The sequence below is a fragment of the Hydrogenovibrio marinus genome (assembly GCF_013340845.1).
In the GTDB taxonomy this organism is placed as follows: domain Bacteria; phylum Pseudomonadota; class Gammaproteobacteria; order Thiomicrospirales; family Thiomicrospiraceae; genus Hydrogenovibrio; species Hydrogenovibrio marinus.
Map to the genome: position 1 here is coordinate 408102 of NZ_AP020335.1, position 14670 is coordinate 422771.

The following is a 14670-nucleotide window of genomic DNA, read 5'->3' on the forward strand; positions in this document are numbered from 1 at the left end:
AGGGTTTTGGGTTATAATACCTTTCTTAGAATTGATAACGCTCTGAAGGAGGTCGTTATGTCAGAAATCCCAACTCCAGTAAATTTTACGGATGCCGCCGCTTCAAAAGTCAGTGGTTTGATTGAAGATGAAGGTAATCCTGAACTTAAACTGCGCGTGTACATTACCGGTGGAGGTTGTTCTGGCTTCCAATACGGTTTCACTTTTGATGAAAACCAAGCGGAAGACGATACTGTTGTAGAAAAAAGTGGCGTCAAACTAATGATTGATCCAATGAGTTTTCAATACTTGATGGGCGCTAAGATTGATTATCTTGAAGACTTGCAAGGCGCACGCTTTGTGATTGAAAACCCGAATGCAACGACTACGTGTGGTTGCGGGTCATCTTTTAGTGTTTAATTTGTAAATAGGCTTATGGAATATATCCCAGGATTGGCAGGTGTCCCTGCTACCAAATCAGAAATTTCTTTCATTGATGGTCAGAAAGGCATTTTGTCATACCGGGGCTACGATATTATGGAGCTGGCGGAGAAATCTTCGTTTGAAGAAACGACGTTGTTGCTACTCTTCGGTCGCTTGCCAACCAAAGAAGAGTTGGGAGCGTTTGATCAGTCTCTACGTCAATCTCGTCGCGCTAAATTCAATATTCGTGAAATGATGCGCAATCTACCGTCAACAACACATCCAATGCACATGTTGCAGGTGGTTGTTGCGAGCTTGGCGAGCTTCTATCCAAGTACCGAATATATGAAAGGTGGTACTGAAAACCAAGCCTATATCAATGACGTAACCGTAAAAATCATCGCTCACATGGGGACCTTGGTTGCTATGTGGGAACACATGCGTAATGGTTATGATCCAATCGAACCGCGTACCGATTTAAGCTATGCCGAAAATTTCTTGTATATGGTGACGGGTGAAGAGCCGGATAAAGACTGGGCGCGTTTGTTGGACGCTTGCTTGATCTTGCATGCGGAGCACACCATCAATGCATCAACGTTCACCACAATGGTGACAGGTTCGACTTTGGCAAACCCTTGTTCGGTTATTGCTTCTGCCATCGCTTCTTTGTCAGGTCCTTTACATGGCGGTGCCAACCAAATGGTTATCGAAATGCTGGACGAGATCGGGCGCCCTGAAAATGCACGAGCTTATATCGAAGACCGTCTTGCCAAGAAGAAAGTGATTTGGGGGATGGGGCATCGTGAGTACAAAACCAAGGACCCTCGCGCTACGATTCTGCAAAAGCTATCCAGTGATATCTTGAAAAGTAAATCTGGCAGTCTAAGTATCGCGTTTGATACTGCGCAAGAAGTTGAAAGAGTCTGTGAAGAGCTGCTGGGGCACAAAGGGGTTTATCCAAACGTCGATTTCTATTCTGGTATTCTTTATAAAGAAATGGGGTTTGACGCTGGTTTGTTTACACCTATTTTTGCGGTAGCGCGTTCTGCTGGTTGGATGGCGCATTGGCGTGAACAGTTACAAGACAACAAGATTTTTAGACCAACTCAGATTTACACAGGTGTTGGAAGTGCTTGTTATATTCCATTGGAGCAGCGTGGTCACGGTGACCCAGACTTTATGGATAAATAGCCACCTGCTGAACAAGCTTGAATTTTAAATGCCCGACTTTTGTTGGGCATTTTTATTTGTTGCGAAAGGCATGACCCAACCTGGCAGATTTTTGCAAAGAGTCGGTGTGTAATACTCTGGGGTTAAGGTAGCCAGACGCCGCCGAGAATGGAAGCTTTAGAAGCACCGGTGATTGATTGTAATTCGACAGGTTTTTTGTTCAATCTTTGATCGGCTAGCCAAGCCATCATCATGGCTTCTATGGCGTGCGGGTTGACGCCATAATCAAAAGCAGTCTGTACTTCAACGTTCAAAGCAGTCTGTAATCTGCTTTTTAAAGTGCTGTTCTCAGCGCCTCCACCCGATAAGATTACTTTTTCAACATCAAAGCCACGTATTGCATTCGCAAGCGTTTCAACCGTTAGTTGGTTGAGCGTTGATATTAGAACCTCGGTTGACAGGTGTTTGGTGTCGAATTGGTTTAGCCAATTCAGATTGAATAAATCTCTTCCTGTGCTTTTAGGAAAGGCTTTTGCAAAGTAAGGCTCTGCCAGCATTTTCATTAGCAGCGTTTGGTCGGGGTTGTGAGAGGCAGCAATAGCACCGTTTGCATCATAATTTATGCCCAGATGCCGTTGGCAAATTTCATCCATTAAACCGTTTGCAGGGCCTGTGTCCGCGCCAATGACATTCCCGTTTTCCGACAGTAAAGAGACATTGGCGATGCCGCCTAGGTTGATAATAGCCAAGCGTTCATTGTTTTCTTGGAATAGTGTTTTGTGGAATGCCGGTGCCAGCGGGGCACCCTGACCGCCATTGGCCATGTCGTCAATGCGAAAGTCGGCCACAGTTTTGATGCCGGTTTGTTTGGCGATAAAGGCCGGGTGACCGATTTGTATTGACATTGAAACGTTTGGGTCATGAAAAATAGTCTGCCCGTGTGAACCAACGGCCTTAATGTGGCGATTAGTGAGGTCATTTTTTTTCAGGAAGCGGTTGATGTTATCGCTATAGAGTTGACCGAGTTCTGATTGTAGCTTGGCAAGCGAGTGTAGTGATACGTCACTACTTAAGTTTAGTGCATGTAACTCGTCTTTCAGTTCAGTCGGGTAGGGAATGGTGTCAAATACTAGGCATCTAATAGTGCGAGAGTCATCAGAAATTTCAGTCAGCGCAATGTCGACACCATCTAAGCTGGTACCTGACATTAACCCTAAGTAGAGAAAGCTACTCAAAGCGACTCGCTAGTTGCGTGTTTTGAGGGGTTAATCTGTCCAGTTGGCTATGCATCAAGGCAGCATACTCGACAAATTGCGTGCGGTACTTTTTCGGAACCGGCGCAGCGTCTGGGAATTTGACCTTCATGGGATCGACAAATCGACCATTAATGCGGAATTCATAGTGTAGATGAGGGCCAGTTGCTAACCCTGATTGCCCGATGTAACCAATGACTTGCCCTTGTTTTACCCATTGCCCTTGTTTGAATTTTCCAAAACGCGACATGTGAGCATAGACCGTGGTGTATTTCCCAGCATGTTTGATATAGATGACTCTACCGTAGCTATTGCTCCAGCCACGCTTGACGATCTGACCTTCACCCACTGCGTGAATTGGGGTGCCAACAGGTCCGCCATAGTCAACGCCACGGTGCGCGCGCCATTTTTTGAGTACTGGGTGGAATCTCATTGGTTTGTAAGTGGAGGTGATGCGCACATAGTCTACCGGGTTGCGCAGGAAGGCTTTCTTCAAGTTGTGTTTGTGGATATCGTAGTATCCGATGTTTTTACCCTTAGCGCTTCTAAGGAGGAATGCGGTGTGTTTGTCATCGCCCGCTGTTGTTACTTCTGCCGCTAAGATGTCACCATCGCCGACATATTGGCCGTCAATAAAACGTTGTTCGTAAATAACTTTGAATGGGTCGCCAGGGCGAAGCTGGCGGATAAAGTCAATTTCCCAATTGAAGATGTCGGCAAGATTCATAATGGTGTTTGCACTTAACCCTGCATCCTGGCCGCTTAAGTAAAAAGAGTGCTTGATCACGCCGGCGGTTGAGACTATTTTGGTTTCGACAGGGTGCTCAACGGCTTGAATTTTGAACCCTTCGTCAGAGCGTGTTAATTGATAGTGAAGCCCGCGAGTTCTTGGGTAGTCAATCTTTTGTAGTTCTCTGCTTTGATCAACCCAGATGTGTAAGGTGTCTCCAACACGGAGTTGGGTCAAGTAACGGCTATTCTTCAGTTTTTTGATTTCAAAGGCTGTAGCTGCGCTGATGCCTAGGCTATCCAGCGCCTCGGATAAAGAACCGTTTTTTGGAATCTTGACCGAGTATTTAGCCCATTTAGCTGAGCTAGTTTTGTTTGAGATATCAAGACCTAAAGAAGGGTCTAGTTGTGAGTGAAGTGGTGGTAGCGGTAAGGTTTGTTTCTCAAAGGGCTGGCTCGCATCAGAATTAAATGCATAGAGACTCACCAATAGGAGCGATGTGACGATAAACCCCAATTTTTTAATGAAAGCCTGCACGAGAGTGTTCTTACCTAACTGAAATTTTTGAATGTATGGTTTCTGATTATACTGAAAACCGGAATAGAATCTAGCGGAGTCAATTGTCAGATTGGCAAATTGATGCTATCTGACAGCAACTGTAATGAATAGTACGGATGTTGTTTGGCCTTTAAATTCCCCTTCTTTTTTTGAGCAGTCTGTCATTTGGTGCTTGTTCACTTTGCACCAGCTGCGAATATCCTTTTCGGCTCCCATATCTGTGCATTCAATAGTGATGGTATCACCCGACGCTGCATTGCGAATGGCTTGCTGCAGTTTGATCACCGGCATTGGACATCTAAGTCCTTTAGCGTCTATTGCGTAGTTTTCAGGCATTTTCTTCCTAATTTTGTGACTTTAAATTGGTATAATTATCAGAATTTTACGTGTCGAACACGAATAGAAACATTTTAAACGAAAAAACATCCCGAAACACTCAGATAGGAAACAATTCAAGTGTCTTCAAACGCAGCAACCGATATTTTAACTTTTCAAGGGTTAATCCAAACATTGCAAGCCTATTGGGCTGAACAAGGGTGCGTTATCATGCAGCCTTATGATAACGAAATGGGTGCAGGAACTTTTCACCCATCCACATTCCTAAGATCAATCGGGCCAGAGCCGTGGAGAGCGGCTTATGTGCAGCCTTGTCGCCGCCCGACAGATGGACGTTATGGTGAAAATCCTAACCGTTTGCAGCACTATTATCAATTTCAGGTCATGCTGAAGCCGTCGCCAGACAATATTCAAGAGTTGTATTTGGATTCTTTGCGCAATCTAGGGATTGATCCGTTAGAACACGATATTCGTTTTGTGGAAGATAACTGGGAGTCACCAACATTGGGCGCTTGGGGGCTTGGTTGGGAAGTCTGGATGAATGGCATGGAAGTGACTCAGTTTACCTATTTCCAACAAGTTGGTGGTTTGGAGTGTCGTCCGGTGACAGGTGAGATTACCTACGGTTTGGAACGTATCGCCATGTATCTGCAAGGGGTGAATAGCGTTTACGATTTGACTTGGGTAAATGGGCCAGAAGGCAAAGTCACCTATGGAGATGTTTTCCATCAAAATGAAGTCGAAATGTCGGCATACAACTTTGAAAAGGCGGATACGGATATTTTGTTCCGTACGTTTGATGAGTGTGAAACGATTTTTGCCAAGTTGGTAGAAGACAAGTTGCCTTTACCAGCTTATGAACAAGTATTGAAAGCCTCTCATGCATTTAACTTACTGGATGCGCGTCATGCCATCAGTGTGACCGAGAGAGCGAGATTTATCGGAAGAGTAAGAGCAATGGCTAGACAAATTGCTGAAGCCTATTATGAGGGGCGTGAAGCCTTAGGGTTCCCATTAGTGAAAGATGGAGGTGCCCAATAATGACGATGACGACAGCAGATTTTTTGGTCGAAATCGGGACGGAAGAGCTTCCACCGAAAGCATTGAAAAAATTATCTGAAGCCTTCGCTTCAGGTATTCAAGCAGGTTTGGATGAGGCTGAGTTGTCTTATGGCACAGTCAGTATCTATGCCTCTCCTCGTCGTTTGGCGGTGAGAGTTGAACAACTTCAGCGTGTTCAAGCAGATAAAACCGTCGAGAAAAAAGGGCCCGCGAAAAAAGCGGCTTTTGACGACCAAGGTCGGCCTACCAAAGCCTTGCTTGGGTTTGCTCGTGGTTGTGGCGCAGAGGTCAGTGAACTTTCTGAGGTTGAAACCGATAAGGGTACTTGGATGGTTTACTATCAGGCGCAACAAGGGCAAGCTGCCGAAGTATTGTTGCCTGAAATCGTCAATCAATCCTTGGCTAAACTGCCGATACCGAAGCGTATGAGATGGGGGGCGTCTGATGTTGAGTTTGTTCGTCCAGTGCATTGGGCGTTGATGTTGTTGGATGGTGTCGTTGTTCCTGCCGAAATTCTAGGGTTGAAAACAGGCAACACCACGCGTGGTCACCGATTCCATGCGCCACAAGAAATTCAAATTACTTCTCCTTCTGTTTACTTGAATACACTGGAAACAGAAGGGAAAGTGAAAGCTGACTTTGCTTCACGTTCTGACATGATTCGTGAGCAGGTTGAAGCGGCTGCACAGTCGTTGGGCGGTATTGCCGACATTGATGAAGATCTGTTGGAAGAAGTCACAGCATTGAATGAATGGCCGCAGGCTGTGGTGGGTGATTTCGATGAAGTATTTTTATCGGTACCGTCTGAAGCGCTGATTTCTGCAATGAAAGGGCATCAAAAGTATTTCCACTTGCTAAACCAAGACGGTAGTTTGATGGCGAAGTTCATTACTTTCTCAAATATTGAAAGTAATAACCCGGATTCAGTGAAGAAGGGGAATGAACGCGTTATTCGACCAAGATTGTCGGATGCCAAGTTTTTCTGGGATCAAGATCGTAAGCAATCGCTTGACGACTTTTTACCACGTCTGAAAACGGTTGTTTTCCAACAAAAGCTGGGAACTCTGTTCAATAAGATTGAACGCCTTGAAACCTTGGCGGTCAAAATCGGCAAGCCATTAGGTGAAGAACCACAGCTTTTGGAAAGGGCTGCACGTTTATCCAAGTGTGATCTGATGTCTGAAATGGTTGGTGAGTTTCCTGAATTGCAAGGCATTATGGGGCGTTACTATGCTCTGGAGCAAGGCGAGAATGCCGCAGTTGCAGATGCGTTAGACGCACAATATCAGCCGAGATTTGCGGGTGATGATTTACCAAATTCCGGCGTTGCGCAGGCTTTGGCGATCGCTGACAAACTGGATACCATTACCGGTATCTTTGGTTTGGGTCAGGTGCCTACTGGAGATAAAGATCCTTTTGCGTTGCGTCGTTCAGCATTAGGCTTGCTAAGAATCATGATTGAAAAGCAGTTGAATCTGGATTTGATGTTACTGATTCGCGAAAGCTTGAAACTTCATGATGAGGTTGAAGCATCGGATGCATTGGCAGCAGATATCTACGATTTTATTGTCAGTCGCTTGAAAGCTTACTATGCTGATAAAGGTATTTCAGCTGAAGAGTTTGAGGCGGTTAGGGTTTGTGAACCAAGTCATCCGATAGATTTTGACAAGCGTATTGCTGCGGTTCAGCAGTTCAGTGCGATGGACGAAGCGGAAAGTTTGAGTGCAGCAAATAAGCGTATCTCGAACATATTGAAAAAGTTGGATGAGCCTTTTGCAGAAACGGTTGATACTAATTTGTTCGAAACAGATGCAGAAAAGAACCTGTTTGCTACTTTAGATGAGCTGAGAGAAGAAGTCAGTCGTTTGATTGCGGATAGAGACTACGCGCAAGCGATGCAGACATTGGCGAAAATCCGTCAGCCTGTCGATGTATTCTTTGATGACGTCATGGTTATGGCAGATGATTTGAACGTTCGCAACAATCGTTTGGCTTTGTTAAACCAGATTTATCAACTCTTTTTGCAGATTGCTGATATTTCACGCTTGTCAGCTTAATTCAACCAAACGGGCGATGTCATTCGCCCGTTCTCTTTTGTGTATATTGTTGTCTTATGAATAAAATCATTGTTTTGGATCGTGATGGTGTTATCAATCAGGATTCGGACGCCTATATCAAACACCCGAATGAATGGATTCCCGAATCAGGTAGTGTTGAAGCCATTGCAAAGCTGAAAAAAGCAGGGTGGACAGTTGCTATTGCCACCAACCAATCCGGTGTACGACGAGGATATTATTCCCGTCAGACGTTGCATGCAATGCATCAAAAATTCGTTGGACTGCTAGCCGAGCATGGTGTTGCAGTTGATTGGATTAGCTACTCGCCTTATGTGTCTGAAGATAACTCTCCTTGTCGAAAGCCTGGTACAGGAATGCTACAAGCCATACAAAATCGCTTCGATGTGTCTTTGGCCGGATGCCCGATGATTGGCGATTCAATTGCCGATATTCAAGTCGCTCAGGCAATGAACATGCAACCACTATTGGTTAAAACCGGCAAGGGCGAACGAACGATGGCAAAAAATGCGTCTGAATTGTCTGATGTACCGGTTTACGACAATCTTTTGACGGCTGTGGAGAGTTTGTTATGAAGTTTTTGACAGCAATAAGATCGATCATATTTTTTACAGGACAAATTATTACACTGATTTTTTTTGTGACGACTGCTCAGGTTTTATGGGTTGCATCACCCTCTGCACGCTATGCGTACATTCACCTATGGGCGCGTTTTACGATTCGTTGGTTGAAGTGGACTTGTGGGGTGAAGTATCAGGTCTACGGGCGCGAAAATCTGGATGTATCCCAACCTGGCGTAATCCTTGCTAAACATGAGTCGGCATGGGAGACTTTTGCGTTTCAGGAGTTTTTTCCTCGCCAAACCTTTGTATTAAAACAAGAATTATTGAAAATTCCTTTTTTTGGATGGGGTTTAAGGATGATGGGGCCGATTGCGATTGATCGTAAAGCTGGCCGAAAATCGATGATGCAAGTCATTAATCAAGGGAATGAAAAGCTTGCAGAGGGTGTTTGGGTCGTAATTTTTCCGGAAGGTACCCGAACATCATATGGAAAGATAGGCAAAATCAATACGGGCGGGGCAATCCTTGCCAATCGATCAAAAGCCAAAACCTATTTTGTTTCGCATAATGCAGGACAATGTTGGCCTTCAGGCAGTTTGCTTATCCATCCGGGGATGATAGATGTTTACATCAGTCCATCGATTGATCCAACGGCATTTTCAGTTGAAGAAATCAACCAACAACTAGAGGATTGGTTTAGAACGCACCTACCGTCCCCTCCCGAAGAGAGTGGAGGTGCTTAAAACCTACAATAAATGAGCAAATTAGCGAGCATCATCGGATTAATTCTGGGTTTAGTTGTCGTCCTGTTCAATATGGTCGATTTTAAATCAGGTCAATTGCTATCCGCGTTCTTTAATTTGCAGGCTTTATTGGTGGTTTTGGGCGGTACATTCGCTGCCGCTTTCATAAATTATCCTTTGAATCAGATAGCCTGTTTCTTCAAAGGTATCGGTAAAGTGCTTGTTGCCGAGCCGGAGTCGGAATCAAAAATCATCGAACAACTCATGTATCTATCTCATCTAGCCTATACCAAGGGAGAATTGGCCTTGGAAAAAGAGATAGAGAATCAGTCAGACCGATTCCTGACGTTTGCTTTGACAGAAATGATGATTTATCGTGATGAAGAACATCTACGATTAAGTCTTGAGAATCACCTTAACTCCATGCGCATGCGCCATTTGAATTGCCAGGATGTCTTTAACAATATGGCTTCCTATGCGCCAGCATTCGGTATGATGGGGACGGTAATGGGGTTGATTATGATGATGACTTCACAGGTCGGTGGAGGCGATGCTGCCAATGTGGTTGGGCAGTCTGAAAACATGTTGAACTCGCTGTTGACCGGGATGGGGTTGGCGTTGGTGACAACTTTCTATGGGGTGCTGTTCGCAAATTTTATTTTCATTCCAATGGCAGGGAAGCTAAAAGTGCTCTCCGATGCAGAAGTGGTAAAAGATGAAATCATTATCTACGGTGTGATGGGGCTGAAACAGAAACTGCCACCATTGATGATGAAAGAAAGTCTACTTTCCTACGTTAATCACAAAACCAAGCAGAAGCTAGATTTAGAGCTTCATTAGAGGCCAAGGAGAAACCATGAAGCGTATGCTCCTTAATCAGTCCAAACAAGAAGCGGAAGTCGAAGCGAGCGGCTTTTTACAGCTTAAGCGCTATCGTTCGTCTCAAATTATTTTCATCGCGCTGTTTACCTCTCTATTAGCATTGTTTGTCATTATTATCGCCATAGTCGGTATCGAAACCAGTCAGGAAAAACGCAGCTATCAAAAAGTCATCAATGCACTCTACCGAGATGTAAAAACGCAAGCTCAGAAAGATGGAATGAGCTGGTTGGAGGTTGATAATACGGTTGCAAAAGGTGTCAAACTTACCTTCAAACCTGAGCTCTTTGAGAAGAATCAGCTTTTCGCAGCTGCTCGTGCAAAAATAAACCCTTTATATTTACCCTATTTGAACCAATTGATTCAATTGCTGAAACAAGTGGGTTTTGAAAATTACGCTCAAACGCATAAATCTTTGGTTAAGGCTATTCAGATTGAGAATGGCGATGAGTTGATCATGACGCTTCGTGTAGAAGGCCATACTGATGCAGGCACTTTGGCAAAAACCGCTTTATATCAGAGCAATATTGAGCTTAGTGGCTTCAGGGCTTACGCCATTATGAATTACATTCAGCTCTATAGTCAGATTCCCGGAGATCGATTTGGTATTGCCGGTTACGGCAGCTTGCGACCTATTTCCAGTAATTCTATGGATCCCATTAATCGTCGTGTTGAAATCTATCTGTTGCCTCAAATCATCACCAGGCCAGAGGAGCAGTCATGAGTGTTAAATCCGAAAAGATCAAGTCAGGTTGGCTTTTGTCTTTTGGCGATATGGTCACGCTTTTGATTACGTTTTTTATTTTGATGATTGTGTTGAACAAAGGTGAAATTTCAAAAGTTCAGAAATGGCTGGAAGATGACTTAGATCAGATATCTATTGAGTTGACGGATAGATTGAAAGATGCCATTTTCATCAAGGTAAAAAGAACTTCGCTGGGGGTGGAGATTAATATTAATAACGACCAAGCTTTTGTAGAAGGAGGATTTAAACCATCCGAGAGACTGGCAAAAGAGTTAACAGAAGTGGGAGAAGAATTGAAAAAAGTTCCATTGTTGACTGAAGAGCAATCGAAAGTCCTGCCTGCTGGTATTGCTTATGATGCAGGAAAACAAGGGTTGCATTTACGGCGGGAAATCTCCATTGCCGGTTATACTGATAATGCAAAAATCAATCCGGAATCAAGTCTAAGAAATAACTGGTTCTTAAGTACCATGAGGGCGGAAAGTGTAATGCAGCTTCTGTCCACTTCGAGTGGGTTGCCGCAGGATTTATTCGGGATTGCAGGTTATGGTATGTATCGTCCGATTGCCTCAAATGACACCTTGAACGGTCGTGCCAAAAACCGCCGGGTGAAAATTGTCATCACGGCTAACTTCACACATCAAGAGAAGTTGGAAAAGTAACTGCTATGCTAATTTAGTCTTTGTGCGGTAGCGCATAATTGCCTTTGTGAGAGGTTACTCCCTTTACTTGAAACCCAGACACATCCTGTTGAAGTTTTATAGCCTGCTCTGTCAGATGAGACGCGTTGGCGGCAGTTTCTTCAACCAATGCTGCATTTTGTTGAACAGCACTGTCTAATTGCGAAATAGCTTGGTTTACTTGACCGATACCTGTTGCCTGCTCTCTAGCGCTGACGGTGATTTCAGCTACAATTTCGGTTACAGTTTGCACACCGTGATTGATTTTGTCGAAAGCTTCGTTGGTTTCATTAAGTTGCGAAGCCCCTTGATTTACTTTTGCGACAACTTCATCTATGAGCTTTCTAATGTCATTGGCGGCATCCGAAGATTTTCCGGCGAGGCTTCGGACTTCACCGGCAACAACCGCAAAGCCTCGACCATGCTCTCCGGCACGAGCAGCTTCAACCGCCGCGTTAAGTGCCAATAGGTTTGTTTGGAAAGCTATGCTGTCAATCAGTGCAATGATGTCACTGATGCGTTCACTGGACTCTTGAATGCGAGACATCGACTCAACGGAATTTTGCATAACCTGACGACCATCATTGGCAAGTTTCATGGTTTCCGTAGCCAATTGGTGTGCGCGTTGGGCGTGATCGGAAGTCTGTTGTACCGTAGAAGTGATTTGCTCGACAGCCGATGCAGTTTCCTCTAAAGAGGCTGCTTGCGATTGTGTTCTTTCCGATAGGTTGTCGTTGCCTTGAGAGATTTCAAATGTCCCTTGCGCGACTTCTGACGAGGTACTGATGACCTGTGTCATAGAGTCATTCAGTTGACTCACTGCATGCTGCAGGTTGTCCTGCAAAGCTTTCAAGTCACCACTGAATGTTCTGGTCATACTGTAGGCAAGATCACCTTGGCTCAGGTGTTTGGTTGCAGTGTTCAGTTCCTGAATACTTTGGGATATTTCGGAAACCGCTTCATTGATGAAGGACTTGAGTTCTGCCATTTGTCCTTTTGCTTCGCCTGTAACACGTTCACTAAAGTCTGAGACCATTACCTTTTGCATCACGCCGTTGATTTGTTGAATGATGGTATCCATGTTCTGCATGGCAGTGTCGATTTTAATGCGGATATTGCCTTTGACTTCAGGGTTCATGCGTATGGAGAAGTCACCATTAGAAATCGCATCTCCAATATCTTCCAAAGAATTCATGGTGACATGTACACTATCAACAGATGCGTTTACTCGGTTTTTCAAGGTTTCAAGATCCCCGTGAACATTCACTGTACAGCGTTGTTCAAAGTTACCATTTGCTACTTGTTCTAGATTACTGTTGATGCGATCGAATACGTTTTTTAGGTCGCCTGTCAGTCCATTGAAACAGCGAATGACCTGTCCAACTTCGTCCTGATATTTGGCATTCAAAACCTTTGAGAAGTCATTGGTGGAGGTGATTTCCAAAATGCCTTTTTCCATTTCTTTGATTGGTCTGACGATTTTTCCAATAAGCGTGTTATACATCAAAATGAAAAAAGCACCGACAGCAACGAGCACAGCAATGATGAAGTAAATGGTCATAGACTTTACGCCCTCAATGCTATGAGAAAGTTGGTCACTGTGTGCTTGAAGGTTCGATGTCTTTAATGCACCAGTGTCAGACAGAATTTTCTGGATGGTCAACCAGTCCTTTAATGCTCGATCTAGTTGAATGTGGAGAACACTAAAGGCGGTGGTGAAAAAGACACCTGCACCGGCCATCATGACAAGTAAGATGATACTCAAGGTTGATATTTTTGCCCGGCTCCATAAGCCAGCTTTTTGGATTTCGATGTTGTTGTCCATAATATTAAAGCTCGTTTGGTCACAAGAGTGCTGGTTTTAATATTTACAGTCTAGCATAAAACCTATGGATTCTTACCTAGGTGAAAAGTGGAGAAACCCACGGTTTTATAGGGGGTAATTGCCTAAAAAACGGGTTTTAACAACGGGGTATATAGATGTGGAAATTCTGGATTTTTAAGATGAAGCAACTGGAAGTTGCCAGTTTATCGGTGTTTGGCCATGCTGTTGCAAATAACTGTTGGTCTTAGAAAAGGGTTGGCTACCAAAAAAACCACGGTAAGCAGAAAGGGGTGATGGGTGTGGAGACTCAATCACAAAATGTTTTTTTCGGTCGATAAATTTTCCTTTTTTCTGAGCGTAAGCGCCCCACAAAATGAACACCAAATGCTCATTATTTTCGGCCAATAGATGTACGATTTTATCGGTAAACTGCTCCCAGCCTTTGTTTTGGTGTGCGTTGGGCTTACCCGCTTCCACGGTTAGAACGGCATTTAGTAGCAAGACACCTTGATCTGCCCAGGGCTGCAAGTAGCCTGTATGGGCATTGTTCACGCCTACATCGGTTAAGAGCTCCTGATTGATATTAAGTAGGGATTTTGGCAAGGGAGAGACGCCCGGTAGTACAGAAAAACTTAACCCATGGGCGTGTCCGGGTGTGGGGTAAGGGTCCTGCCCGAGTACAACTACCTTAACTTGATCGAATGGCGTAGAGTTAAGCGCGTTAAACCAAAGGCTTCCTTTCGGTAAGATGGTTTTGCCTTGTTGTTTTTCCGCGAGTAAAAAAGCCTTCAACTGCTGCATATAGGGCATATCGAATTCTTGTTTGAGTTTTGATAGCCAGGATGCTTCTAAGTCAATCATGTGGTTGGTATTTGTCATAGCTTTTAGTTGGTCACGCGTGTTTAAGGGCAAAGGCGATCTATTTGCCAGTCCTCGCCTTCTTTTAGGTAGCGAAAACGATCATGTAAGCGGTTTGGTCTACCTTGCCAAAACTCAAAAAGATTGGCTTTCAATTGATAGCCACCCCAGTTAGACGGGGCAGGAATTTCCTGGTCTTGGTAAGTCGTTTCAGCTTGTTGTAGTCGCTGCTCAAGTGTCGCACGATCTGTGACCACTTCACTTTGTTCGGAAATTAATGCAGCTAGCTGGCTGCCTCTTGGGCGGCTGTGAAAATAAGCCTTGGATTTTTCGGGGTCAATTTTAGAAATTGTTCCCTCAATGCGAATTTGTCGGTCAAGCTCTGGCCAGAAAAACAAGAGTGCAGCTTTGGCATTATTTGCAAGTTCATGAGCTTTCGCACTGTTGTAGTTGGTGTAGAACACAAAACCTGAAGAGGAAAATTCCTTTAAGAGTACGACTCGACTGTGGGGTTGTCCTTCAGCATCGACCGTGGTGACTGACATGGCGGTCGGATCTTTAATCTCTGTTTCTTGGTGAGCGAAAGTCATCCATTTCGTGAACTGCTCAAAAGGATTGGTGTCAATCTGGTCTCTATCAAGTGAAGCGAAGTTGTACTCGCGTCTCTCAGAGTGATAATCACGATTCGGCATTGATATGTCTCTATTTTGAGTTAATTTGATGTCAGTGAACCTATTGTTCACAGATATGATTTGGGTTGAATCTTGGTGTTGTCTCTTTTTTTATGTAAT

The 14670-nt window shown here is 44.3% G+C and carries 15 protein-coding genes; 9 read left to right on the forward strand and 6 right to left on the reverse strand.

Translation table 11 applies throughout. The features are described from left to right. Positions 1 to 57: 57 nt before the first annotated feature. A complete protein-coding gene (gene erpA / locus HVMH_RS01895; RefSeq protein ID WP_029910425.1) occupies positions 58 to 399 on the forward strand; it encodes an iron-sulfur cluster insertion protein ErpA in 342 nt (113 codons plus the stop codon). Between the two features lie 15 nt (positions 400 to 414). After that, the gene (locus HVMH_RS01900) at positions 415 to 1593 is read left to right on the forward strand and encodes a citrate synthase (RefSeq protein WP_029910421.1); all 1179 of its coding nucleotides are present in this window, start codon (positions 415 to 417) and stop codon (positions 1591 to 1593) included. A 122-nt stretch (positions 1594 to 1715) separates the two neighbouring features. Here HVMH_RS01900 and HVMH_RS01905 read toward each other — a convergent pair whose 3' ends face one another. The 3 genes from HVMH_RS01905 to HVMH_RS01915 all read right to left on the reverse strand — a co-directional run bounded on the left by HVMH_RS01905 (position 1716) and on the right by HVMH_RS01915 (position 4449). Next, positions 1716 to 2807, reverse strand: coding sequence for an anhydro-N-acetylmuramic acid kinase (locus HVMH_RS01905; protein WP_269473358.1), 1092 nt, complete (start codon positions 2805 to 2807; stop codon positions 1716 to 1718). Next, positions 2800 to 4092, reverse strand: coding sequence for a peptidoglycan DD-metalloendopeptidase family protein (locus HVMH_RS01910; protein WP_029910415.1), 1293 nt, complete (start codon positions 4090 to 4092; stop codon positions 2800 to 2802). Before HVMH_RS01910 ends, HVMH_RS01905 begins: the two co-directional genes overlap by 8 nt. Before the next feature lie 105 nt (positions 4093 to 4197). Further along, the gene (locus tag HVMH_RS01915) at positions 4198 to 4449 is read right to left on the reverse strand and encodes a sulfurtransferase TusA family protein (protein WP_081822722.1); all 252 of its coding nucleotides are present in this window, start codon (positions 4447 to 4449) and stop codon (positions 4198 to 4200) included. Positions 4450 to 4569: 120 nt separating this feature from the next. On the opposite strand from HVMH_RS01915, the gene glyQ reads away from it, so the two are divergent. The 7 genes from glyQ to HVMH_RS01950 are packed head-to-tail and all read left to right on the forward strand — an operon-like array spanning position 4570 to position 11178. Next, positions 4570 to 5490, forward strand: a complete 921-nt coding sequence (gene glyQ / locus HVMH_RS01920; protein ID WP_029910409.1) for a glycine--tRNA ligase subunit alpha — start codon at positions 4570 to 4572, stop codon at positions 5488 to 5490. Then, positions 5490 to 7568, forward strand: a complete 2079-nt coding sequence (glyS, locus tag HVMH_RS01925; protein ID WP_197942626.1) for a glycine--tRNA ligase subunit beta — start codon at positions 5490 to 5492, stop codon at positions 7566 to 7568. The genes glyQ and glyS overlap by 1 nt, the downstream gene beginning before the upstream one ends. A gap of 56 nt (positions 7569 to 7624) precedes the next feature. Next, complete coding sequence (gene gmhB / locus HVMH_RS01930) at positions 7625 to 8161, forward strand: D-glycero-beta-D-manno-heptose 1,7-bisphosphate 7-phosphatase (protein ID WP_029910404.1); 537 nt, start codon at positions 7625 to 7627, stop codon at positions 8159 to 8161. Then, a complete protein-coding gene (locus tag HVMH_RS01935) occupies positions 8158 to 8892 on the forward strand; it encodes a lysophospholipid acyltransferase family protein (RefSeq protein WP_029910399.1) in 735 nt (244 codons plus the stop codon). Before gmhB ends, HVMH_RS01935 begins: the two co-directional genes overlap by 4 nt. A gap of 12 nt (positions 8893 to 8904) precedes the next feature. Next, positions 8905 to 9732: a motility protein A gene (locus tag HVMH_RS01940; RefSeq protein ID WP_029910396.1), complete on the forward strand. Its 828-nt coding sequence runs from the start codon at positions 8905 to 8907 to the stop codon at positions 9730 to 9732. 16 nt (positions 9733 to 9748) lie between these two features. Then, complete coding sequence (locus HVMH_RS01945) at positions 9749 to 10495, forward strand: OmpA/MotB family protein (protein WP_029910393.1); 747 nt, start codon at positions 9749 to 9751, stop codon at positions 10493 to 10495. Then, positions 10492 to 11178, forward strand: coding sequence for an OmpA/MotB family protein (locus HVMH_RS01950; RefSeq protein WP_029910390.1), 687 nt, complete (start codon positions 10492 to 10494; stop codon positions 11176 to 11178). Before HVMH_RS01945 ends, HVMH_RS01950 begins: the two co-directional genes overlap by 4 nt. Positions 11179 to 11191: 13 nt before the next feature. On the opposite strand, the gene HVMH_RS01955 is transcribed toward HVMH_RS01950, so the two are convergent. The 3 genes from HVMH_RS01955 to pdxH form a co-directional block, all read right to left on the reverse strand. Then, on the reverse strand, positions 11192 to 13021 hold the full coding sequence (locus HVMH_RS01955; protein ID WP_232087788.1) for a methyl-accepting chemotaxis protein: 1830 nt from the start codon (positions 13019 to 13021) through the stop codon (positions 11192 to 11194). A gap of 174 nt (positions 13022 to 13195) precedes the next feature. Beyond that, positions 13196 to 13900 (reverse strand): uracil-DNA glycosylase, encoded by a 705-nt coding sequence (ung, locus tag HVMH_RS01960; RefSeq protein WP_051623219.1) that lies wholly within the window; start codon positions 13898 to 13900, stop codon positions 13196 to 13198. Positions 13901 to 13923: 23 nt separating this feature from the next. Then, positions 13924 to 14571 carry a pyridoxamine 5'-phosphate oxidase gene (gene pdxH, locus HVMH_RS01965; RefSeq protein ID WP_029910381.1) on the reverse strand — a complete coding sequence of 216 codons (648 nt, stop codon included), beginning with the start codon at positions 14569 to 14571 and terminating at the stop codon, positions 13924 to 13926. Between the last annotated feature and the right edge of the window lie 99 nt (positions 14572 to 14670).

What these genes read in the sequence shown, in the direction of transcription:
- erpA (WP_029910425.1), top strand. Translation starts at nt 58, where the DNA reads ATGTCAGAAATCCCAACTCCAGTAAATTTTACGGATGCCGCCGCTTCA.
- HVMH_RS01900 (WP_029910421.1), top strand. Translation starts at nt 415, where the DNA reads ATGGAATATATCCCAGGATTGGCAGGTGTCCCTGCTACCAAATCAGAA.
- HVMH_RS01915 (WP_081822722.1), bottom strand. Translation starts at nt 4,449, where the DNA reads ATGCCTGAAAACTACGCAATAGACGCTAAAGGACTTAGATGTCCAATG.
- glyS (WP_197942626.1), top strand. Translation starts at nt 5,490, where the DNA reads ATGACGATGACGACAGCAGATTTTTTGGTCGAAATCGGGACGGAAGAG.
- gmhB (WP_029910404.1), top strand. Translation starts at nt 7,625, where the DNA reads ATGAATAAAATCATTGTTTTGGATCGTGATGGTGTTATCAATCAGGAT.
- HVMH_RS01935 (WP_029910399.1), top strand. Translation starts at nt 8,158, where the DNA reads ATGAAGTTTTTGACAGCAATAAGATCGATCATATTTTTTACAGGACAA.
- HVMH_RS01940 (WP_029910396.1), top strand. Translation starts at nt 8,905, where the DNA reads ATGAGCAAATTAGCGAGCATCATCGGATTAATTCTGGGTTTAGTTGTC.
- HVMH_RS01945 (WP_029910393.1), top strand. Translation starts at nt 9,749, where the DNA reads ATGAAGCGTATGCTCCTTAATCAGTCCAAACAAGAAGCGGAAGTCGAA.
- HVMH_RS01950 (WP_029910390.1), top strand. Translation starts at nt 10,492, where the DNA reads ATGAGTGTTAAATCCGAAAAGATCAAGTCAGGTTGGCTTTTGTCTTTT.
- HVMH_RS01955 (WP_232087788.1), bottom strand. Translation starts at nt 13,021, where the DNA reads ATGGACAACAACATCGAAATCCAAAAAGCTGGCTTATGGAGCCGGGCA.
- ung (WP_051623219.1), bottom strand. Translation starts at nt 13,900, where the DNA reads ATGACAAATACCAACCACATGATTGACTTAGAAGCATCCTGGCTATCA.
- pdxH (WP_029910381.1), bottom strand. Translation starts at nt 14,571, where the DNA reads ATGCCGAATCGTGATTATCACTCTGAGAGACGCGAGTACAACTTCGCT.